The 20,848-nt window shown below is 47.7% G+C and carries 18 protein-coding genes; 15 read left to right on the top strand and 3 right to left on the bottom strand.

The genetic code is table 11. The features are described from left to right. Positions 1–35 precede the first annotated feature (35 nt). Complete coding sequence (locus WBL83_RS18735) at positions 36–803, top strand: class II glutamine amidotransferase (protein WP_424590545.1); 768 nt, start codon at positions 36–38, stop codon at positions 801–803. Here the strand turns inward: WBL83_RS18735 and dpaA are convergent. After that, on the bottom strand, positions 774–1,511 hold the full coding sequence (gene dpaA / locus WBL83_RS18730) for a peptidoglycan meso-diaminopimelic acid protein amidase (RefSeq protein WP_424590544.1): 738 nt from the start codon (positions 1,509–1,511) through the stop codon (positions 774–776). The two genes, WBL83_RS18735 and dpaA, sit on opposite strands and share 30 nt — an antisense overlap. A 486-nt stretch (positions 1,512–1,997) precedes the next feature. Between dpaA and WBL83_RS18725 the strand changes: the two genes are divergently transcribed. From WBL83_RS18725 to dinB, 8 genes are all read left to right on the top strand, one after another. After that, complete coding sequence (locus WBL83_RS18725; RefSeq protein ID WP_424590543.1) at positions 1,998–3,341, top strand: Na(+)-translocating NADH-quinone reductase subunit A; 1,344 nt, start codon at positions 1,998–2,000, stop codon at positions 3,339–3,341. 3 nt (positions 3,342–3,344) lie between these two features. Beyond that, on the top strand, positions 3,345–4,583 hold the full coding sequence (locus tag WBL83_RS18720; RefSeq protein ID WP_424590542.1) for an NADH:ubiquinone reductase (Na(+)-transporting) subunit B: 1,239 nt from the start codon (positions 3,345–3,347) through the stop codon (positions 4,581–4,583). Then, on the top strand, positions 4,576–5,370 hold the full coding sequence (locus WBL83_RS18715) for a Na(+)-translocating NADH-quinone reductase subunit C (RefSeq protein WP_424590541.1): 795 nt from the start codon (positions 4,576–4,578) through the stop codon (positions 5,368–5,370). The genes WBL83_RS18720 and WBL83_RS18715 overlap by 8 nt, the downstream gene beginning before the upstream one ends. Beyond that, positions 5,363–6,001: an NADH:ubiquinone reductase (Na(+)-transporting) subunit D gene (locus WBL83_RS18710; RefSeq protein WP_424590540.1), complete on the top strand. Its 639-nt coding sequence runs from the start codon at positions 5,363–5,365 to the stop codon at positions 5,999–6,001. Before WBL83_RS18715 ends, WBL83_RS18710 begins: the two co-directional genes overlap by 8 nt. 6 nt (positions 6,002–6,007) lie before the next feature. Beyond that, on the top strand, positions 6,008–6,604 hold the full coding sequence (gene nqrE / locus WBL83_RS18705; protein WP_034461600.1) for an NADH:ubiquinone reductase (Na(+)-transporting) subunit E: 597 nt from the start codon (positions 6,008–6,010) through the stop codon (positions 6,602–6,604). 12 nt (positions 6,605–6,616) lie between these two features. Further along, positions 6,617–7,840, top strand: a complete 1,224-nt coding sequence (nqrF, locus tag WBL83_RS18700) for an NADH:ubiquinone reductase (Na(+)-transporting) subunit F (RefSeq protein WP_424590539.1) — start codon at positions 6,617–6,619, stop codon at positions 7,838–7,840. 11 nt (positions 7,841–7,851) lie between these two features. Further along, the gene (gene nqrM / locus WBL83_RS18695) at positions 7,852–8,076 is read left to right on the top strand and encodes a (Na+)-NQR maturation NqrM (RefSeq protein ID WP_424590538.1); all 225 of its coding nucleotides are present in this window, start codon (positions 7,852–7,854) and stop codon (positions 8,074–8,076) included. 105 nt (positions 8,077–8,181) lie between these two features. Continuing rightward, the gene (dinB, locus tag WBL83_RS18690; protein ID WP_424590537.1) at positions 8,182–9,237 is read left to right on the top strand and encodes a DNA polymerase IV; all 1,056 of its coding nucleotides are present in this window, start codon (positions 8,182–8,184) and stop codon (positions 9,235–9,237) included. Positions 9,238–9,428: 191 nt separating this feature from the next. On the opposite strand, the gene pepD is transcribed toward dinB, so the two are convergent. Continuing rightward, positions 9,429–10,886 (bottom strand): beta-Ala-His dipeptidase, encoded by a 1,458-nt coding sequence (gene pepD, locus WBL83_RS18685; protein ID WP_424590536.1) that lies wholly within the window; start codon positions 10,884–10,886, stop codon positions 9,429–9,431. Positions 10,887–11,151: 265 nt separating this feature from the next. Here pepD and gpt point away from each other — a divergent pair, with 265 nt between their 5' ends. From gpt to crl, 3 genes are all read left to right on the top strand, one after another. Further along, a complete protein-coding gene (gpt, locus tag WBL83_RS18680) occupies positions 11,152–11,610 on the top strand; it encodes a xanthine phosphoribosyltransferase (protein WP_034457839.1) in 459 nt (152 codons plus the stop codon). Positions 11,611–11,850: 240 nt separating this feature from the next. Beyond that, positions 11,851–13,098: an esterase FrsA gene (gene frsA, locus WBL83_RS18675; protein WP_424590535.1), complete on the top strand. Its 1,248-nt coding sequence runs from the start codon at positions 11,851–11,853 to the stop codon at positions 13,096–13,098. Between the two features lie 57 nt (positions 13,099–13,155). Further along, positions 13,156–13,557 (top strand): sigma factor-binding protein Crl, encoded by a 402-nt coding sequence (gene crl, locus WBL83_RS18670; protein ID WP_424590534.1) that lies wholly within the window; start codon positions 13,156–13,158, stop codon positions 13,555–13,557. Positions 13,558–13,598: 41 nt separating this feature from the next. Here the strand turns inward: crl and WBL83_RS18665 are convergent, their stop codons facing one another. Next, complete coding sequence (locus tag WBL83_RS18665) at positions 13,599–14,699, bottom strand: porin (protein WP_424590533.1); 1,101 nt, start codon at positions 14,697–14,699, stop codon at positions 13,599–13,601. Positions 14,700–14,994: 295 nt separating this feature from the next. Between WBL83_RS18665 and proB the strand changes: the two genes are divergently transcribed. The 3 genes from proB (at position 14,995) to WBL83_RS18650 (ending at position 20,712) form a co-directional block, all read left to right on the top strand. Continuing rightward, positions 14,995–16,098: a glutamate 5-kinase gene (gene proB / locus WBL83_RS18660; RefSeq protein ID WP_424590532.1), complete on the top strand. Its 1,104-nt coding sequence runs from the start codon at positions 14,995–14,997 to the stop codon at positions 16,096–16,098. Between the two features lie 10 nt (positions 16,099–16,108). Continuing rightward, the gene (gene proA / locus WBL83_RS18655) at positions 16,109–17,362 is read left to right on the top strand and encodes a glutamate-5-semialdehyde dehydrogenase (RefSeq protein ID WP_424590531.1); all 1,254 of its coding nucleotides are present in this window, start codon (positions 16,109–16,111) and stop codon (positions 17,360–17,362) included. 506 nt (positions 17,363–17,868) lie between these two features. Beyond that, positions 17,869–20,712: an autotransporter outer membrane beta-barrel domain-containing protein gene (locus WBL83_RS18650; RefSeq protein ID WP_424590530.1), complete on the top strand. Its 2,844-nt coding sequence runs from the start codon at positions 17,869–17,871 to the stop codon at positions 20,710–20,712. Positions 20,713–20,848: the final 136 nt, after the last annotated feature.

The raw sequence follows: 20,848 nt of genomic DNA, 5'->3' as shown, positions 1-20,848 counted from the left end.
AAGGTGAGGGTGGTTAAAAGTGGTGGGAGGTAAATATGTGCGAACTGCTCGGGATGAGCGCTAATGTACCAACGGACATTTGCTTTAGTTTTACCGGTTTGGTGCAGCGTGGCGGAGGAACGGGCCCCCATAAAGACGGCTGGGGGATTACTTTCTATGAAGGTAAAGGCTGTCGCACATTTAAAGATCCACAACCGAGTTTTAACTCACCGATTGCGAAACTGGTGCAGGATTATCCCATCAAATCCTGTTCTGTCGTCGCGCATATTCGTCAGGCAAACCGCGGAAAAGTGGCGCTCGAGAATACCCATCCTTTTACCCGTGAGTTATGGGGCCGCAACTGGACCTATGCTCATAATGGCCAGCTCAAAGGCCATCGTTCTCTGGATACCGGCCCATTCCGCCCAATTGGTGAAACTGACAGTGAACAGGCATTTTGCTGGTTACTGCACAAACTGACACAGCGTTACCCGAGAACCCCTGGCAATATGCAGGCCGTGTTCCGCTATATCACCGAACTTGCCGGGCAATTGCGTGAGAAAGGTGTGTTCAACATGTTGTTGTCGGATGGGCGTTATGTGATGGCGTTCTGCTCCACAAACCTTTACTGGATAACCCGACGAGCACCCTTTGGTGTGGCAAAACTGCTGGATCAAGATGTGGAAATTGATTTTCAGGAAGAGACCACTCAGAACGATGTGGTCACTGTCATCGCGACTCAACCCCTGACAGGCAACGAAACCTGGCACAAGATTGCACCAGGCGAGTCGGAATTATTTTGTCTCGGAGAACGCGTAGTTTGATGCCAGCTGCGGTTGTGTCGTAGGCACAACCGGCTTACTAATTACATAATTACCGCTGATGACCGAAACGCCCGGCGGCTGATGACTCGCCGTAAAGTAGTCATAGCCCGGCTTCAGTTGTTTCCAGAAATTGATGTAATAAGAGTACTTGTGGCGTTCCATGTTAGCGTCTGTCATCCGGAACGGATAGATGCTGACTTGTACACTCGGCTGGCCAAATACCAACGCACCGGTCACAAACTGGAAAATCTCATCAATGTTGGTGTCAGTCATGGCATAACAGCCAACAGACACACAAGCACCGTGAATCATCAGATACTGCCCTTGATAACCGTGTTGGCGATCAAACTCGTTCGGGAAGCCAATATTAATGGCTTTATAGAAACGGCTATCAGGTTTTAGCTGGCTACGGGTGACGTTGTAGAAGCCTTCAGGACTCTTAAAATCACCCTGACGCTGTTTAGGACCTAAGCCACCGGAATAGTTACAGATGCTATAGCTGTCGAGCAGTTGGAACTTTTCGCCCATCTTTACATATAGCTCTAGCGTGCGCTCTTCCTTAAATATTTGAATATAAACAGGAGAGCCCATGAGTTGTTGCTTGAATTCTTTGCTGACAGGCGTGGTTGACGTGTTGCTGCTTAACAAGCTGGCAAACGAAAAGCACGGGATCAGAAGCATCGCAATAACGAGTGCGATCTTACGCATACTGCTTTATTCCTTGATAAAACTTATACCGAATGCCAGGACGGCAAAATAGGGACCCGAAATCAGATTACTCTGGATTAGGAGCGCTCACATTATCATCGTTATGATTTTTCGCAAGCCCAAAGCAGGGGATGCAAAGTTATAAATTTGGACTTTATACAATACTTCTGGAAAGGGGAAGGATTAGCTTTTTGCGTAACAGCTCGCATAGCTGCATATCTGTGTGTTGTTTTGTGCCCCTTACAGCCTCTAATGGTGCTAAAATCCCCGCCGAATGTTGACCTGCGGATATGAACGGAAACTATCCATAAGTCAGTTGTCCCGTTTGTCCGGGCGACTTATACCTCCCTCTCGCAATAGTGAATGGATGCGTTTCCTGTTTTCACCGCATTATATGTCGCATCGGTTGAACGTTAATTCAACCCATCCGTTGTCGGCTACAGTTTTTGTCGGTATGTTTAAGCCAATTTTAAACGTGATAACCTTATGATAAAAATCAAAAAAGGTCTGGATTTGCCTATCGCCGGTTTGCCGGAACAGCAAATTTATGACGGCCCAGCGATACCCTTAGTGGCCCTGCTCGGTGAAGAGTATGTGGGCATGCGTCCTTCTATGCTGGTGCAAGAGGGCGACAAGGTATTAAAAGGCCAGCCACTCTTCGAAGATAAAAAGAACCCTGGCGTTCTCTTTACTGCTCCAGCGAGCGGGACAGTAAAAGCGATTAACCGTGGTGAGCGTCGAGTGCTGCAATCTCTGGTTATTGAAGTCCAGGGTGACGAGCAGGTTGTTTTTGAGCGTTTTGCCCCAGAAAGCCTTGCCAAACTGCCGCGTGAAACCGTCCAGACGCAACTGCTTTCGTCTGGTTTATGGACTGCGCTGCGCACACGTCCATTTAGCAAAGCACCGCAACCTTCAAGTGTTCCTGCGGCCATTTTTGTCACCGCTATCGACACCAATCCTTTGGCGGCTGATCCTCAACCCATCATTCGTGCCCATCGCGAAATGTTTGATGCAGGATTAACCGTATTGTCCCGACTGACCGATGGCAAAGTTCACGTCTGTCAGGCGGGCGGCGGAAAGCTCGGTGGTCATCCCGCCGGGCAAGTGACTTTTAATGAGTTTGCTGGCCCTCATCCTACAGGGTTAGTGGGCACACACATTCACTTCCTTGAGCCGGTTAGCCTGCAAAAAATGGTGTGGCATCTGAATTACCAGGATGTGATTGCCATTGGCAAATTGTTTGTAGAAGGCGAGTTGTGGACCGAGCGCATTATTGCGTTAGCAGGCCCGCAAGTTAAAAAGCCGCGTCTGATTCGCACACGCCTCGGCGCTTCACTCGACGTAATCACTGCGGGTGAGTTGGAAGATGGCGAAAACCGTGTTGTTTCTGGTTCGGTCTTAAGCGGAACGATGGCTGCTGGCCCGCGCGCCTGGCTGGGTCGTTTCCATTTACAGGTCACCGTCCTGAAAGAAGGGCGTGAAAAAGAGCTATTTGGTTGGGTCATGCCAGGTGCGGATAAATATTCCATTACCCGTACGACTATCGGCCACTTCCTGAAGCGGAAATTATTTAACTTCTCAACTGATACCAATGGCGGTGAGCGCTCTATGGTACCTATCGGCAACTACGAACGTGTTATGCCGCTGGATATTCTGCCGACGATGTTATTGCGCGATTTACTGGCAGGAGATACCGACAGCGCTCAGGCGTTAGGGTGTCTGGAGCTGGATGAAGAAGATTTAGCGCTTTGTACTTATGTTTGCCCTGGGAAGTACGAATACGGCCCAGTGCTACGCGAAGTGTTAACCCGCATCGAGCAGGAAGGATAAGTCATGGGCTTGAAGCATTTATTTGAAAAACTAGAGCCGCACTTCACGCAAGGCGGAAAGCTAGAAAAATACTACCCACTCTTTGAAGCGACGGCGACATTGTTCTATACACCAGGCATCGTTACGCCTGGCGCCTCGCATGTGCGTGATGCAATCGATCTGAAGCGCATGATGATCCTGGTGTGGTTTGCAGTATTCCCAGCCATGTTCTGGGGTATGTACAACGTCGGGCTACAGACTATTCCGGCACTGAACAAAATGTACGGCGCAGAACAGCTCCAGCAGGTGATTTCATCTGACTGGCACTATGTCATCGCGCAGTGGCTCGGGGTTAACTTTACCCCTGATGCTGGCTGGCTGAGCATGATGACGCTTGGCGCCGTCTTCTTCCTGCCTATCTATATCACGGTATTTTTGGTGGGCGGTTTTTGGGAAGTCTTGTTCGCCATTGTGCGCAAACATGAGGTTAATGAAGGATTTTTCGTTACTTCAATTCTGTTTGCGCTGGTGGTGCCTCCAACATTACCGCTCTGGCAAGCCGCGCTCGGTATCAGTTTTGGTGTTGTCATTGCCAAAGAGATATTCGGTGGAACCGGTCGTAACTTCCTGAACCCAGCATTAGCAGGCCGTGCTTTCCTGTTCTTCGCCTATCCAGCGCAGATTTCGGGCGATTTAGTCTGGACTGCGGCAGATGGTTTCTCCGGTGCGACTCCTCTTTCTCAATGGGCGAACAGCGGCAGTGAAGGCCTGGTCAATGTGGGAACCGGTCAACCTGTGACATGGATGGATGCATTCCTCGGCAACATTCCAGGTTCGATTGGCGAAGTATCAACACTGATGATCCTGATTGGTGGTGCCATTATCCTGTTTGGACGCGTGGCATCCTGGCGCATTGTCGCGGGCGTGATGCTCGGTATGATTGCCACGGCAACCCTGTTTAACTTCATTGGTTCTGCAACCAACCCTCTGTTTGCTATGCCATGGTACTGGCACCTGGTGTTGGGTGGTTTTGCCTTTGGCATGATGTTTATGGCGACAGACCCTGTTTCTGCCTCGTTTACCAACAAAGGTAAGTGGTGGTATGGGGCACTCATTGGGGTGATGTGTGTCTTGATTCGCGTCGTCAACCCAGCCTATCCAGAAGGGATGATGCTGGCGATCCTGTTCGCCAACCTCTTTGCGCCACTGTTCGATTACCTGGTGGTGCAGGCCAATATCAAGCGGAGGAAGTCGCGTGGCTGAAGTAAAAAGTAACGATAGCATCGGCAGAACACTGCTGGTGGTGCTGGTGCTTTGCCTGGTGTGCTCCGTCGTGGTGGCAGGCTCTGCGGTAGGGTTGAAATCCCGCCAGCAAGAGCAGAAAGCGCTCGATAAGCAGCGTAACATCCTCGATGTTGCGGGCTTAGCCACACCAAAAATGACCGGTGAAGATGTCAAATCAATCTTTGAGTCCCGTATTACGCCGCGCTTGTTAGATCTTAAAAGTGGCGAGTTGCTGGATAAAGATTCATCAAAATTTGACCAGGCTGCAGCACTTCGTGATCCCAACCAGAGCATAACCCTTGAAGCCAGCGACGACCGTGCCGGGATTAAGCATCGCAGCAATATCGTCGAAATTTATCTGGTACGTGATGAGCAAAACAAAGTGCAGGAAGTCGTGTTGCCAGTCTATGGCAAAGGCTTGTGGTCGATGATGTACGCCTTTGTTTCTCTGAAAACCGATGGCCGTACGGTGAAAGGCATCACTTACTACGATCAGGGCGAAACCCCTGGGCTCGGTGGTGAGGTTGAAAACCCTAACTGGCGTGCGCAGTGGATTGGTAAAAAACTGCTTGATGACAAAGGGCAGCCAGCAATCCGCGTAGTGAAAGGTGGTGCGCGTCAGGGTGATGAGTACGGTGTAGATGGTTTATCCGGTGCTACGCTGACGGCAAACGGAGTACAACACACTTTTGATTTCTGGATGGGTGAACTTGGTTTCGGCCCGTTCCTGAAACAAGTACGTGAAGGAGCGCTCAATAATGGCTGATATTTCAGACATGAAAGAGGTCAAACGGGTACTGGTGAGTCCTTTGGTGGATAACAACCCGATTGCCTTGCAAATACTCGGTGTCTGTTCGGCGCTTGCGGTGACCACCAAACTGGAAACGGCATTCGTAATGACCATTGCGGTAACCGTGGTAACGGCGTTTTCCAGCATGTTTATCTCGATGATCCGCAACTTGATCCCAAACAGTGTTCGAATCATCGTGCAGATGGCGATCATTGCTTCGTTGGTTATCGTTGTGGATCAGATTCTGCGCGCTTATGCCTACGAGATTTCCAAACAGCTTTCGGTCTTCGTCGGCCTGATCATCACCAACTGTATCGTCATGGGGCGTGCCGAAGCCTACGCCATGAAGTCACCTCCATTGGCAAGCTTCATGGATGGCATTGGTAATGGCTTGGGTTATGGGGTGATTTTGCTGCTGGTGGGCTTCCTGCGTGAACTCATTGGTAGTGGAAAATTGTTTGGTATCACGGTGCTAGAAACCGTTCAGAACGGTGGCTGGTATCAGCCAAACGGTCTGTTCCTTCTGGCCCCGAGTGCATTCTTTATTATTGGCCTGCTTATCTGGGCCCTGCGTACGCTCAAGCCTGCGCAGCAGGAAAAGGACTAACTGACTATGGAACATATGATTAGTCTGTTTGTGCGCGCAGTGTTTATTGAAAACATGGCGCTCGCGTTCTTCCTTGGCATGTGTACCTTCCTTGCGGTCTCCAAGAAAGTCTCTACAGCATTCGGTTTGGGTGTGGCAGTGACTGTTGTTTTAGGGATTGCCGTTCCTGCGAATAACCTGGTTTATAACCTGGTTCTGCGTGATGGCGCTTTGGTCGAAGGTGTTGACCTTAGCTTCCTGAACTTCATCACCTTCATTGGTGTAATTGCCGCTTTGGTACAGATCCTCGAAATGATCCTTGATCGTTTCTTCCCGGCGCTCTACAACGCGCTAGGGATTTTCCTGCCGCTTATCACCGTTAACTGCGCAATCTTTGGTGGCGTATCGTTTATGGTGCAGCGTGACTATAGCTTCGGTGAATCAATTGTTTATGGTGTTGGCTCAGGTGTGGGCTGGATGCTGGCAATTGTCGCGATGGCAGGTATCCGCGAGAAGATGAAATATGCCAATGTGCCCGCAGGATTGCGCGGCTTAGGAATTACCTTTATCACCACTGGATTGATGGCACTGGGCTTTATGTCATTCTCCGGTGTGCAGCTATAAGGGCGAAAACGTATGGAAATTATTCTTGGCGTGGTGATGTTCACGCTCATTGTTTTGGCTCTGGCTTTGTTGATTTTGTTTGCCAAGTCGAAGCTTGTGAACTCCGGCGATGTGCTGATCGAGATTAACAACGAAGCAGACAAACAATTCCATGCCCCGGCGGGCGATAAGCTGCTCAACACGCTTTCAAGCCAGGGGATTTTCATCTCCTCAGCCTGTGGTGGTGGTGGTTCTTGTGGGCAATGCCGCGTGACGATTAAAGAAGGCGGTGGTGATATTCTGCCAACCGAGCTTTCGCATATCACTAAGCGTGAAGCGAAAGAAGGCTGCCGTCTTGCCTGTCAGGTTGCGGTTAAGCAAGACATGAAAATCGAGCTTCCGGAAGAGATCTTTGGTGTTAAAAAGTGGGAGTGTGAAGTTATCTCTAACGATAACAAAGCGACCTTCATCAAAGAACTTAAGCTGCGTATTCCTGATGGGGACGTGGTGCCGTTTCGTGCGGGAGGCTATATCCAGATTGAAAGCCCGCCTCATGAAGTTAACTATCAGGACTTTGATGTTCCGCAGGAATATCGCGGGGACTGGGAAAAGTTTAATCTATTCCGTTTCAAGTCTGTGGTTACTGAGCCATGCGTTCGTGCTTACTCCATGGCGAACTACCCGGATGAGAAAGGCATTATCATGCTGAACGTGCGTATCGCTACACCGCCGCCGAATGTGCCAGATGCGCCTCCGGGGATCATGTCCTCGTATATCTGGTCGTTGAAAGCGGGTGATAAAGTGACCATATCCGGGCCATTCGGTGAGTTCTTTGCGAAAGATACAGACGCTGAAATGGTGTTTATTGGCGGTGGTGCGGGTATGGCCCCAATGCGTTCGCACATTTTTGACCAGCTTAAACGTCTTCATAGCACGCGTAAAATCAGCTTCTGGTACGGTGCTCGCTCACTGCGTGAAATGTTCTACGAAGAAGAGTTTGAGAAACTGGCGCAGGAAAACCCGAACTTCACCTTCAATGTGGCGCTTTCAGACCCACAGCCAGAGGATAACTGGACGGGTTACACCGGTTTCATCCATAACGTATTACTTGAAAATTATCTGCGTAGCCATCCGGCTCCAGAAGATTGTGAGTTCTATATGTGCGGGCCACCGATGATGAATGCTGCGGTTATCAAAATGCTCAAAGACCTGGGTGTCGAGGATGAAAACATCATGCTTGACGACTTTGGCGGCTGACAGGAGCCACTATGCTGACCGTATTTTTAGCCACCTTCGCTATTTTCATTTTGGTGATATTTGGAATGTCACTGGGTGTTATCGTGAAGCGCAAATCGCTTCAGGGAAGTTGTGGTGGGATTGCCGCGTTAGGTATGGAGAAAGTCTGCAACTGCCCTGAACCTTGCGATGCTCGTAAGAAGCGTATCGCGAGGGCTGAGCGCCAGGCAAAACTTCAGCAAAACCGTATTTTGTAATTGCTTAAAACCTCCCGCATTGTCGGGAGGTTTCTCTCCCAGGACTTTCCTCTTTTAGTATTTTAACTGTATACTTATCCAGTAATATAACTGGTGCAAATTCGTATGCGTAAAATCATTCATGTTGATATGGACTGCTTTTTTGCTGCGGTAGAGATGCGTGATAATCCTTCATTACGGGATATCCCGATAGCTATCGGCGGTAGCGCGAAAAGGCGTGGCGTCATTAGTACAGCCAATTATCCGGCAAGAAAATTTGGTGTACACAGTGCGATGTCGACCGCCATGGCTCTCAAATTATGTCCGCATCTGACGCTGCTCCCCGGGCGCTTTGACGCTTATAAAGAAGCATCAAATCATATCCGTGAAATTTTTAGCCGCTATACGACGCTTATCGAACCGCTCTCACTCGATGAGGCTTATCTGGATGTTACCGATAGCCCGAACTGCCAGGGATCAGCGACTCTTATGGCAAAAGAAATTCGCCAGACAATTTCAGATGAACTTAATCTCACCGCATCGGCAGGGATTGCACCGGTTAAATTCCTCGCCAAAATTGCCTCTGACCTCAATAAACCTGATGGGCAATACCTGATTACTCCCGATGAGGTTCCTGCATTTATGCAAACCTTACCGCTTGGAAAAATCCCCGGCGTTGGGAAAGTCACCGTAGGCAAACTGGAAAGCCTCGGGTTGCGTACCTGCGCCGATGTTCAGAAGACGGATTTAGCTTCGCTGCTTAAACGGTTTGGTAAATTTGGCCGTGTGCTGTGGGAGCGAAGTCAGGGAATAGACGAAAGAGTAATTAACAATGACCGGCAACGTAAGTCTGTGGGTGTTGAGAAAACCCTCGCTGAAGATATTCATGAGTGGCATGAATGCGAAGCCATTATTGAACAACTCTACCTTGAACTTGAACGTCGTTTGAAAAAGGTTAAACCTGATTTATTAATTGCCAGGCAGGGTATTAAGCTGAAGTTTAATGATTTCCAGCAAACCACCCAGGAACATGTCTGGCCGCAGTTAAATAAGGCTGATTTAATCGCTACAGCAAATAAAACCTGGGAAGAGCGGCGGGGAGAACGGGGAGTAAGACTAGTAGGATTGCATGTGACGTTGCTGGATCCGCAGATGGAACGCCAGCTGGTGCTGGGGTTGTAAAATTGCCCTCATCCCGGCCTTCTCCCCCAGGAGAAGGAGAAAACCAATCAGTTCCCTCTCCCCCAGGAGAAGGAGAAAACCAATCAGTTCCTTCTCCCCCAGGAGAAAACCAAACAGTTCCCTCTCCCCCAGGAGAAAACCAATCAGTTCCCTCTCCAGGGGGAGAGGGTTAGGGTGAGGGCGTTTACAACTTACTTCGCTGGAATCGCTTTCAGCAATTCAGTCAGCAGGATCCAGTATTGGCCTACGCTTGCGATATGAACTTGTTCATCCGGGGAGTGCGGTCCCGTAATGGTTGGCCCAATAGAAACCATATCCATATCTGGGTAAGGCTTCTTAAACAGACCACATTCCAGACCCGCATGGATAACCATGATGTTCGGCGTTTTGTTGAACAGCTTCTGGTAGGTTTCACGAACCAGACCCATCACCGGGGATTGAGCGTCTGGCTGCCAGCCTGGATAGCTACCTTTAGCAACACTTTGTGCACCAGCCAACTGACCCAATGCCTCGAGCATGCCAACAACATAGTCTTTGCCGCTATCAATGAGTGAACGAATCAGGCAGATGATTTCTGCGTTTTCATCAGTCATTGAGACCACACCTACGTTCAACGAAGTTTCAACGACACCTTTCACCGCATCGGAATTGCGGATGACACCGTTTGGCATTGCATTGAGCAGGTTGATGAATGCGTCACGGCTTTTTGCAGTAAGCGCAGTTTTGTCGGTGCTGGTTGCTTCAACCAGGACGGTGGTGTTTTTCTCAACAGCACCCAATTCGTTTTGCAGTATGGAAAGGAATTTGGCCGCCAGCTCTTTGAATTGTGCAACTTTGTCGGCAGGAACCGCGACAATGGCTGAGCCTTCACGCGGGATCGCGTTACGCAGAGTACCGCCGTTTAAATCAATCAGACGAGCATCCAGTTCAGCCGCATGGGCAAAAAGGAAACGCGCCAGCAATTTGTTGGCATTACCCAGGCCCAAATGAATTTCAGCACCGGAGTGACCGCCTTTCAGGCCTTTGATGGTCAGCTTGAAGGTTTCGTAACCTGCAGGAACCGCTTCGCGTTGCAGTGGCAGCGTGGAGATAAAATCAATCCCGCCAGCACAACCCATATAGATCTCACCTTCTTCTTCAGAGTCGGTGTTGATCAGAATATCCGCTTGCAACCAGCCCGCTTGCAGGCCAAAAGCACCATCCATACCGGCTTCTTCGGTCATGGTCAGCAGAACTTCTAATGGACCATGAGAGACCGAATCATCTGCCAGTACCGCCAGAGCGGACGCCATACCGATACCATTATCTGCACCCAGCGTCGTTCCGCGCGCTTTGACCCACTCACCGTCGATATACGGTTGAATCGGATCTTTGGTGAAATCATGGACAGTGTCGTTATTTTTCTGCGGCACCATATCAAGGTGAGCCTGCAGGACTACCGCTTTACGGTTTTCCATGCCAGCTGTTGCAGGTTTACGGATCAGGATATTGCCGACCTGGTCGCGCTCAACATGCAGGCCTTTTTCTTTTGCCCAAGACAGAATATGTTCTGCAAGTTGTTCTTCATGATAAGAAGGGTGCGGAATGGAACAAATTTTGGCAAAAATATCCCACAGCGGTTGCGGAGATAATTGAGACAATTCAGACACGATAAGTCTCCTTGACATCGACTCTGCCGACTATTTTGGTTAGCAGAGAACAGGATTGATCTTAATGAAATACAACACAAGTAAGCATTGTGTGCTGGCTTGAGAATACCACTTTAACTGACGTAATGACGATCTAAAGCACGTAAAAACGAAGGGGACGAGCCCAGAGCACTGGTTTTTAGTGCGCCAGATCTCTATAATCTCGCGCAACCAAAACCCCTTTGAACATTTTTAAGCCGTTAATAACTGGCTGGGATAATTTCACATGAGCGAAAAATACATCGTCACCTGGGACATGTTGCAGATTCACGCGCGTAAGCTGGCAAGCCGTCTGCTTCCTGCTGAACAGTGGAAAGGCATTATTGCCGTTAGTCGTGGTGGCCTGGTTCCTGGCGCACTGCTGGCACGTGAACTGGGGATTCGTCATGTTGATACCGTTTGCATCTCCAGCTATGACCACGACAACCAGCGTGAGCTGACTGTGCTGAAACGTGCTGAAGGTGATGGTGAAGGTTTCATCGTAATTGATGACCTGGTTGATACTGGTGGCACCGCAGTGGCTATCCGTGAAATGTATCCAAAAGCGCATTTTGTCACTATCTTCGCCAAACCTGCTGGTCAGCCTTTGGTTGACGATTACGTTATCGATATCCCGCAGGATACCTGGATTGAACAGCCTTGGGATATGGGTGTAGTGTTCGTTCCACCTTTGGCTGGTCGTTAATAGCCGTTATCATTTGAGCCACAGCGGCGTTGGCTGTACTCCTTCACCCCAGTCACTTACTCAAGTAAGCTCCTGGGGATTCAGTCCCTTGCCACCTTGCTGTAAATCTAATGATTTAGGCTATCGGTAGTTTGAACATTTGCATTGATTTACGCCCGGCTATGCCGGGCGTTTGTGTTATTTGGTTGCCGACAGAGTACAATAGCCGCATTCCTGACGTTTGTATGGAGGCAGAAGGCGATGGTACAGGCCAATCTTAGCGAAACGCTATTTAAACCCCGATTTAAACATCCCGAGACATCGACGTTAGTTCGTCGTGCTCAACATCAAACTGCCCCCGTTATCCAGTCCGCTCTGGACGGTAAATCTGTTCCCCACTGGTATCGCATGATTAACCGCCTGCTATGGGTATGGCGTGGTGTTGACCCGCGCGAAATCCTTGAAGTGCAGGCGCGCATAGCGGTTAATCCAGCTGAACGCACGAATGCCGATTTGTATGATACGGTCGTTGGTTACCGCAGTGGCAACTGGATTTTTGAATGGTCGAAGCAGGCAATGCTGTGGCAGCAGCGGGCTAATCTGGAAACCGATAACGTTCTGAGTGGCAAATATTGGTTACAGGCGGCCAATCTCTACAGCATTGCTGCCTACCCACACCTTAAAGGCGACCCACTGGCGGAACAGGCGCAAGTGCTGGCAAATCGTGCCTATGAAGAAGCGGCTCCACGTCTTTCTGGTGGCTTGCGTGAACTGGAATTTACTATTCCAGGCGGTGGCGCGATAACGGGGTTCCTCCATGTTCCCAAAGAAGGGGACGGTCCCTTCCCGACGGTGCTGATTTGCGGCGGTCTGGATGCGTTACAAAGCGATTATTACACCTTGTTTGAGAAGTATTTTGCTCCTGAAGGTATCGCGATGTTAACCATCGATATGCCCTCGGTTGGGTTTTCTTCAAAATGGAAACTGACTCAGGATTCCAGTCTTTTACACCAGCACGTTCTCAAAGCGCTGCCCAATATCCCATGGATCGACCACACTCGCGTGGCGGCGTTTGGTTTCCGTTTTGGGGCAAATGTCGCGGTGCGTTTGGGGTATATCGAAGCACCTCGTTTGAAGGCTGTCGCATGTCTTGGCCCGATTGTTCATAGTTTATTGAGCGATGCATCACGTCAGGCTCAGGTGCCGGAGATGTATATTGATGTGCTGGCGAGTCGTCTGGGAATGCACGACGCATCTGACAACGCGTTGCGTGTCGAATTAAACCGCTACTCGTTAAAAACCCAGGGGCTATTAGGGCGCCATTGTCCAACACCGATGTTAGCGGGTTACTGGGCGAACGATCCTTTCAGTCCGGAAGAAGATTCTCGATTAATCACTTCGTCATCTGCGGATGGTAAGTTGTTGGCGATCCCGTTTAACCCGGTGTATCGCAATTTTGACAAAGCACTGAAAGAAATTACCGGATGGATCAAGCAGAGATTACGTTAATGATTTGCTAAATTTCATTGGTTTGGTAAAACAGATGCTTCACAACAGGAGATCGGAATGACGTTACCAAGTGGACACCCGAAAAGTAGATTGATTAAGAAATTTGCCTCGCTTGGCCCATATATCCGGGAAGAGCAATGTGAAGATAACCGTTTCTTCTTCGATTGCCTGGCTGTGTGCGTCAACGTAAAGCCTGCACCAGAGAAGCGTGAATTCTGGGGCTGGTGGATGGAGTTGGAAGCTCAGGAAAAACAGTTTACCTACACCTATCAGTTTGGTTTGTTCGACAAAGATGGTAAATGGACTGCGACGGCCGCAAAAGACAAAGAAGTGGATGAGAGACTTGAGCTAACACTGCGTGGTTTCCACGAACGTTTGCGAGAGTTATTAAGTACACTGGGTCTTGAACTGGTACCTGCACAAGATTTTGCAGAAAAACCGGTAAAATTATCAGCATAAAAAAAGCCCCACCAGAACGGTGGGGCTTTTTTGTCAGACTCTTAGAACTGATAAACTAAACCTAATGCGACAACATCATCGTTGTTAAGATTAAGTGCGTTGTCATCACTCAGTTTATTAATTTTGTAATCAACAAAAGCTGACATATTTTTATTGAAGTAATATGTTGCAGCGACATCAATATATTTCACCAGATCCACATCACCTACACCTTCAATATCCTTGCCTTTTGACTGGACGTAGCCCAGTGATGGACGCAGACCAAAGTCAAACTGATATTGTGCGATAACTTCGAACGCCTGGTTTTTATTGGCGAAACCACTGATGCTTCTGTTTATACCATTAATAGATGCAGTTCCGGAAATTGGCGTCATATTCCGCGTTTCGGCATACATGGCTGCCAGATAAACATTGTGATCATCGTATTTCAAACCTGTCGTCCACGCTTCGGCATTATCACCTGTTCCCACCGCCAGGTTTTTCTGTGCCAGTGTGCGATTGGAATTAGCGTAACCTGCACCGATAGTCAGACCGGTATCGGCAATGTCATAAGACAAAGAAGTACCAAAGCCGTCGCCGTTCTGCTTGCTCGTTGCACGTCCGTCGTTCTCGTTTTTCCCCTGGTACTGCAAGGCAAGTTTGAGACCATCAACCAGACCAAAGAAGTTGTTATTACGGTAAGTTGCTACACCGTTTGCACGGCCAGTCATGAAGTTATCGGTTTTGGTGTAAGAGTCGTCACCAAACTCTGGCATCATATCGGTGTAGGATGCGACGTTATAAAGAACGCCATAGTTACGGCCATAATCGAAGGAACCGATGTCACCCGCTTTTAACCCAGCAAATGCCAGACGAGTTTTGGTGGTATTCGAGTCACCTTCAACTTTGTTAGCTGCAACCTGATATTCCCACTGACCAAAACCGGTTAATTGATCATTAATTTGTGTCTGACCTTTAACGCCCAGACGAAAATAAGACTGATCACCATCTACAGAATTATTATCACTCATGTAGTGTTCAGCTTTTACTTTTCCGTAAAGGTCGAGTTTATTGCCATCTTTATTATAAATTTCCGCTGCCTGCGAAGAAGTTGATGACGCCAGAAAACCCAATACCATTACTGCCAGTGTGCTTTTCTTCATTTTTCATCCCAATAGTGTATACGCGCTAAAAATTTAATCGGGAGATATCCCGTTAAAAAACGCAGAGAGTTTTATCGTTTGGAGATGAAAGATTTATGACAAAGTAAGAGAAAGTTTAAATAAACGTAATTATTTATATTTGTCATAAAAATGTAAAAATTTACCGCTACGTTTGCTGATCGTTTTCATCTGGATCTCTGTTTTCCTTCCGAGCCTGTTGGCAAGCCGCGTTACTCCTGTTACAACGTCATCTGGCATTTTAATTTTTCCAATTTCGTTTAAACGGCAGAGAATCATGAGTGACAGCCAGACGCTGGTGGTAAAACTAGGCACGAGCGTATTAACCGGTGGCTCGCGCCGCCTGAATAGAGCTCATATTGTTGAGCTGGTGCGTCAGTGCGCACAACTTCATGCCTCCGGGCATCGCATTGTTATTGTGACCTCCGGGGCGATTGCTGCGGGGCGCGAGCATTTAGGTTATCCCGAATTGCCCGCAACGATTGCATCCAAGCAATTGTTGGCGGCAGTTGGCCAAAGTCGATTAATCCAGCTTTGGGAACAACTATTTTCTATTTATGGCATTCATGTTGGGCAGATGTTGCTTACGCGTGCCGATATGGAAGATCGTGAGCGTTTTCTGAATGCACGTGACACGTTGCGTGCGCTGCTTGATAACAACATCGTACCGATAATCAATGAAAACGATGCGGTTGCCACCGCAGAAATCAAAGTTGGCGATAACGACAATCTTTCTGCGCTGGCAGCCATTTTGGCTGGTGCGGATAAACTCTTACTGCTGACTGACCAACAAGGGCTGTTTACTGCAGACCCTCGTAACAATCCTGACGCAGAACTGATTAAAGAAGTTCACGGCATTGATGACGCACTGCGAGCGATAGCCGGTGATAGCGTGTCAGGGCTTGGAACGGGCGGTATGGGTACGAAATTGCAGGCTGCTGATGTTGCCTGTCGCGCGGGTATCGACGTAGTGATTGCGGCCGGTAGCAAACCTGGCGTGATTGGTGATGTGATGTCGGGTACACCCGTTGGGACCCGTTTCCATGCGCAACAGACTCCATTAGAAAACCGTAAGCGTTGGATATTTGGCGCACCTCCTGCCGGTGAAATTACGGTTGATGATGGGGCGCTTGCGGCAATCCTTGAACGCGGAAGTTCCTTGTTGCCAAAGGGCATCAAAAACGTCACTGGAAACTTTTCTCGCGGCGAAGTTATCCGCATTCGCAGCCTTGAAGGTCGCGATATTGCCCATGGTGTTTGTCGCTACAATAGCGATGCTTTGCGCCGTATTGCGGGTCACCACTCTCAACAGATCGGTGAAATTCTTGGCTACGAATATGGCCCGGTTGCCGTTCATCGTGACGACATGATTGTTAACTAAGGAGCAGGCAATGCTTGAACAAATGGGTAAAGCAGCGAAAGCCGCTTCTTATCAGATGGCACTGCTCTCCAGCCGTGAAAAAAACCGTGCGCTGGAATGTATCGCGGATAATCTGGAAGCTCAGGCTGCGGCTATTTTAGACGCTAATGAAAAAGACCTGGCTGAAGCCAAAGCCAATGGCCTTAGCGAAGCGATGTTAGACCGATTACAACTCACTCCCTCACGTCTGACTAGCATTGCGAATGATGTTCGTCAGGTGTGTAATTTGGCTGACCCTGTAGGTCAAATCATTGATGGCGGGATACTGGAGAGCGGATTACGTCTTGAGCGTCGCCGCGTTCCGTTAGGTGTGGTTGGCGTGATTTATGAAGCTCGACCTAACGTCACTGTTGATGTTGCCTCACTGTGTCTGAAAACAGGGAATGCAGCAATTCTGCGTGGCGGGAAAGAAACCTGGCGCACCAATGCGGCAACGGTGAAGGTCATTCAACAAGCGCTGACGGAGTGTGGCTTGCCTGCAGCTGCGGTTCAGGCGATTGAAAGCCCTGATCGCGCACTGGTGAATGAATTGCTCCGCATGGACCGTTATGTAGACATGCTGATCCCACGTGGTGGTGCTGGTCTGCATAAACTTTGCCGCGAACAATCAACTATCCCGGTGATTACCGGTGGTATTGGCGTGTGTCATATCTTCGTTGATGACAGCGCTGAATTTGAACCTGCTCTGAACATCATTGTTAATGCTAAAACGCAACGTCCTAGCACCTGTAATACTGTTGAAACTTTGCTGGTTCATCAAGGGATTGCAACGAATTTCTTGCCTGTACTCAGCCAACAAATGGCAAAATCTGGCGTGACATTACATGCTGACGAAAAGTCTTTGGCACTGCTACAAAACGGCCCTGCGGAAGTCTTGCCAGTAAAAGCAGAAGACTATGACGACGAGTGGCTATCACTTCATCTGAATGTGAAAGTTATCGCTGATATTGATGATGCGATTGACCATATTCGTGAACATGGCACACAACATTCTGATGCGATACTGACTCGTACCTTACGTAATGCTAACCGCTTTGTGAATGAAGTCGATTCTTCTGCCGTGTATGTGAATGCTTCTACGCGTTTCACTGATGGTGGTCAGTTTGGATTGGGTGCGGAAGTGGCGGTAAGCACGCAGAAGCTTCATGCTCGTGGCCCAATGGGGCTCGAGGCACTCACGACATATAAATGGATAGGCTTCGGTGACGATACTATCCGTTCGTGATTGAAATACAGATAATGCATAATTATATGGAAAACATAATTGTGCATTATCTATGACTCTCCTCTTGTGTGATCCCTGAATGAGCAATTAGCACATTTTATGGATACTCCAATTGTAAAAATCACTCTATTTTCGTGCTCCTGGCGCCCCCTTATCCTGCCAGAATAATGGCTATATTGCATGTGCATTAAATATTGAATAATCTTGTCTTATATTATTTGTTTTAAGAGTGCAAGGTAATCAACGAATAGAATGTTTATATATGTTTTATTTTTATTCTTTCAGCGAGGTATGACATTAAATAGAGACTTATTCATCTGGTTCCATTCATCAGTGAAATGCATCGAATTCTATTTGTTCGATTCCATACAAAATAGAATGATTAATTGAACGGTTTGTTTTTTTCGCATCATAATCCTTTCGTTAATACAATTACCGGTATTGGTTATTACTGCATTGACAATTGATGGAACAACATAAGTTAAGTCCCTGAGGAGGGATGAATAATGCACTCTTGGAAAAAGAAACTTGTGGTATCACAACTGGCATTAGCCTGCACATTGGCAATTGCTTCTCAGGCAAATGCTACTACTTATAACACCTTCGGTTATCACGATGATGGGTCCACAGCGTTTAGCTGGAGTGACTGGGAAAATACCGATAGGCTTAACTATATTACTTATGATGGTTATATTTATAACAATGCGGCTGATGGCGCTTTTGATCAAACCTTTAATAATGATGTCGTGAACGGTGTTGTCTCCACTTACTATCTCAATAATGATTATGCGGATGGTGATGCAAATACACTGAACATTTCTAATTCAGTCATTCATGGAATGATCACGTCTGAAAAAGTTTATGACCACGATGGCTATGGTTGGACGAAAGGGACAGATGATGATTATAAATGGATTGACGGCGATGCATTTACACTGAATATCGCTAATTCTACCATTGATGACGATTACGAGTATTTCTACTTTACTGACAGTTATTTGAATGCTGAAGGTAAAGCAGCATCCGAACAGTATCGGACTGCTGATTATGCTTATTTAGGTGCTGCAGTCACGCTGGATGTTGAAAGTAATATCAACATCAGCGATAACTCTCATGTTGCCGGTATTGCCCTGTCTCAAGGAGACACCAGCAATACCGATTACACTACTGAATATCGGACATGGGATAACAACATCTCAGTTGTTAATTCTACAGTGACATCAGGTGCCTACACGCCGCTTGAAGGCGAGGGTTTCTATGGCAATTCAGAGGAACCAAGTGACTATAACGGTGATGGTGGTATAAACGACATCGCATTGTCTTTTACTGATAGCTCAGCATCAAATTATGCGTTGAAAAACAATGTTAAGTTCGATCATTCTACCCTGATGGGCGATGCTGTATTTAGCAGCACCTGGAATGCAAACTTCTATCCAGTGGGTCACGATTCTGACGGTAATGGTGTTTTAGATACCAATGGCGGTTGGGCTGACGATAGCCTGAATGTTGATGAACTAAACATTACTCTGGATAACGGTAGCAAGTGGGTGGGTGCAGCGGTATTCAACTATGACGCTATTGGCCCTACAAGCATGTTTGATGTTGCGATCAACAGTCTGGAGCCAAACTCTACTTATGATCATTGGGGCAATGTTGTTGATGATCAGACCTTCCAAAGTGGTGTGTTCAACGTTGCGCTGAACAACGGTTCAGAGTGGGATACCGTAAACGGTTCTAATATTGATACGCTAACTGTGAATAATGGTTCGCAGGTCAACGTCGCTCAAAGTTCATCCCTGCTGGCAGACTCAATAACTCTGACTAATGGTTCGACAATGAACCTGAGTACTGACGGAGAAGTCGGTACAGATCATCTGATTGTTGATAGTTACAGTAAGGTCAATCTGACTGATGAAAGCACCTACCTGCGTGCTAACACCATTAGCGTGTCTAATGGCGGTGAGTTCAGCATTGGTGCCGGTGAGTTCGATGCGAATCTGTTTAGCACGGATACCATGGAGCTGACTAATGGTGGTGTATTTAACATCAATAGTAGCGACTATGTATTAGCTGCTGATTTGATTAATGGCCATACCAATACCACAAACACACAAGATGCGACTTACGGTTATGGCGTAGTTGCTATGAATTCCGATGGTCATCTAACCATCAACGGTAATGGTAATAGTAACAATGCGGATCAAGAATTCAGTGTCGATGATAGCAATGATGGTACAGTAGCGGCTGCTGGTAACTACAAAGTCCGTATCAATAACTCAACGGGTACAGGTTCTATTGCTAACTATAAAGATAAAGAAATTATCTATGTTAACGATGTGAATAGTACTGCAACCTTCTCTGCTGCAAACAAAGCTGATTTGGGTGCTTACACATATCAGGCTGAGCAGAATGGAAATACGGTTGTTCTCAAGCAGGGTGAGTTGACTGATTACGCAAACATGGCGTTGAGTATCCCTTCAGCTAACACCAATACCTGGAACCTGGAACAAGATGCACTGAACACTCGTCTGGCTAATGGTCGTCACACTCCTGGTGGTGATACCGGTGGCGCCTGGGTGACGTATATCGGCGGTGGTTTCTCTGGTGACACCGGCACACTGAATTACGATCAAACTGTCAACGGCATTATGGTTGGTCTGGATAAACAGATCGAAGGTAACAATGCTAAGTGGACAGTCGGTGCGGCAGCAGGCTTTGCCAAAGGTAGTATCAGTGATGACAGTGGTAATGTCGATCAAGACAGCCAGTCTGCTCGAATCTACTCGTCCGCACGTTTCCAGAATAATATCTTCCTTGATTCCACTCTGAGCTACAGTCACTACAGCAATGATTTGACTGCTGATATGAGTAATGGTCAGGCGGTAGATGGCGATATTTCTTCCGATGCCTGGGGCTTCGGTATGAAATTGGGTTATGACTTCCAGTTGAACCAACAAGGCTATGTCACCCCATATGCTTCTATTTCCGGTTTGTTCCAGGATGGCGATAACTACCAGCTGAGCAACGATATGGCCGTTGGCAGCCAGTCATATGACAGCATGCGTTATGAATTAGGTGTGGATACAGGTTATACCTTTAACTACGGTGACCAGGCTCTGACTCCTTACTTCAAACTGGCATACGTCTATGACGACTCCAACAGCAATAGCGCCGATATTAATGGAGATAACATTGATAATGGTGTCGAAGGCTCTGCGGTACGTGTTGGACTTGGCGGTCAATTTAGCTTTACCAAAAACTTCGCAGCTTATGCTGATACAAATTACCTCGGCGGCGGTGATGTCGATCAGGATTGGTCAGCTAATGTGGGTGTGAAGTATACCTGGTAATAATATATATAATAATGTTGCTCTTAGGATACAAGAGTCTGGGTCCCATTAATATTATTTCCAGTTTGAATCAAATTGTTATAATAGATGCCTATCCCTAATAGGGATAGGCATGTTACTGGGCCATTAAGGTAAA

Origin of the sequence: Buttiauxella sp., from assembly GCF_049686335.1 — a bacterium.
In the GTDB taxonomy this organism is placed as follows: Bacteria; Pseudomonadota; Gammaproteobacteria; order Enterobacterales; family Enterobacteriaceae; genus Buttiauxella.
The sequence above is the reverse complement of the archived record's forward strand: the minus strand, read 5'-3'. Positions and strand labels throughout refer to the sequence as shown.

Excerpts from the sequence above, each read along its gene's own strand:
- frsA (WP_424590535.1), top strand. The coding sequence starts at position 11,851 with ATGGTACAGGCCAATCTTAGCGAAACGCTATTTAAACCCCGATTTAAA.
- WBL83_RS18735 (WP_424590545.1), top strand. The coding sequence starts at position 36 with ATGTGCGAACTGCTCGGGATGAGCGCTAATGTACCAACGGACATTTGC.
- nqrM (WP_424590538.1), top strand. The coding sequence starts at position 7,852 with ATGCTGACCGTATTTTTAGCCACCTTCGCTATTTTCATTTTGGTGATA.
- nqrE (WP_034461600.1), top strand. The coding sequence starts at position 6,008 with ATGGAACATATGATTAGTCTGTTTGTGCGCGCAGTGTTTATTGAAAAC.
- WBL83_RS18650 (WP_424590530.1), top strand. The coding sequence starts at position 17,869 with ATGCACTCTTGGAAAAAGAAACTTGTGGTATCACAACTGGCATTAGCC.
- crl (WP_424590534.1), top strand. The coding sequence starts at position 13,156 with ATGACGTTACCAAGTGGACACCCGAAAAGTAGATTGATTAAGAAATTT.
- WBL83_RS18665 (WP_424590533.1), bottom strand. The coding sequence starts at position 14,699 with ATGAAGAAAAGCACACTGGCAGTAATGGTATTGGGTTTTCTGGCGTCA.
- dinB (WP_424590537.1), top strand. The coding sequence starts at position 8,182 with ATGCGTAAAATCATTCATGTTGATATGGACTGCTTTTTTGCTGCGGTA.
- WBL83_RS18725 (WP_424590543.1), top strand. The coding sequence starts at position 1,998 with ATGATAAAAATCAAAAAAGGTCTGGATTTGCCTATCGCCGGTTTGCCG.
- WBL83_RS18720 (WP_424590542.1), top strand. The coding sequence starts at position 3,345 with ATGGGCTTGAAGCATTTATTTGAAAAACTAGAGCCGCACTTCACGCAA.
- gpt (WP_034457839.1), top strand. The coding sequence starts at position 11,152 with ATGAGCGAAAAATACATCGTCACCTGGGACATGTTGCAGATTCACGCG.
- proB (WP_424590532.1), top strand. The coding sequence starts at position 14,995 with ATGAGTGACAGCCAGACGCTGGTGGTAAAACTAGGCACGAGCGTATTA.
- nqrF (WP_424590539.1), top strand. The coding sequence starts at position 6,617 with ATGGAAATTATTCTTGGCGTGGTGATGTTCACGCTCATTGTTTTGGCT.
- WBL83_RS18710 (WP_424590540.1), top strand. The coding sequence starts at position 5,363 with ATGGCTGATATTTCAGACATGAAAGAGGTCAAACGGGTACTGGTGAGT.
- proA (WP_424590531.1), top strand. The coding sequence starts at position 16,109 with ATGCTTGAACAAATGGGTAAAGCAGCGAAAGCCGCTTCTTATCAGATG.
- dpaA (WP_424590544.1), bottom strand. The coding sequence starts at position 1,511 with ATGCGTAAGATCGCACTCGTTATTGCGATGCTTCTGATCCCGTGCTTT.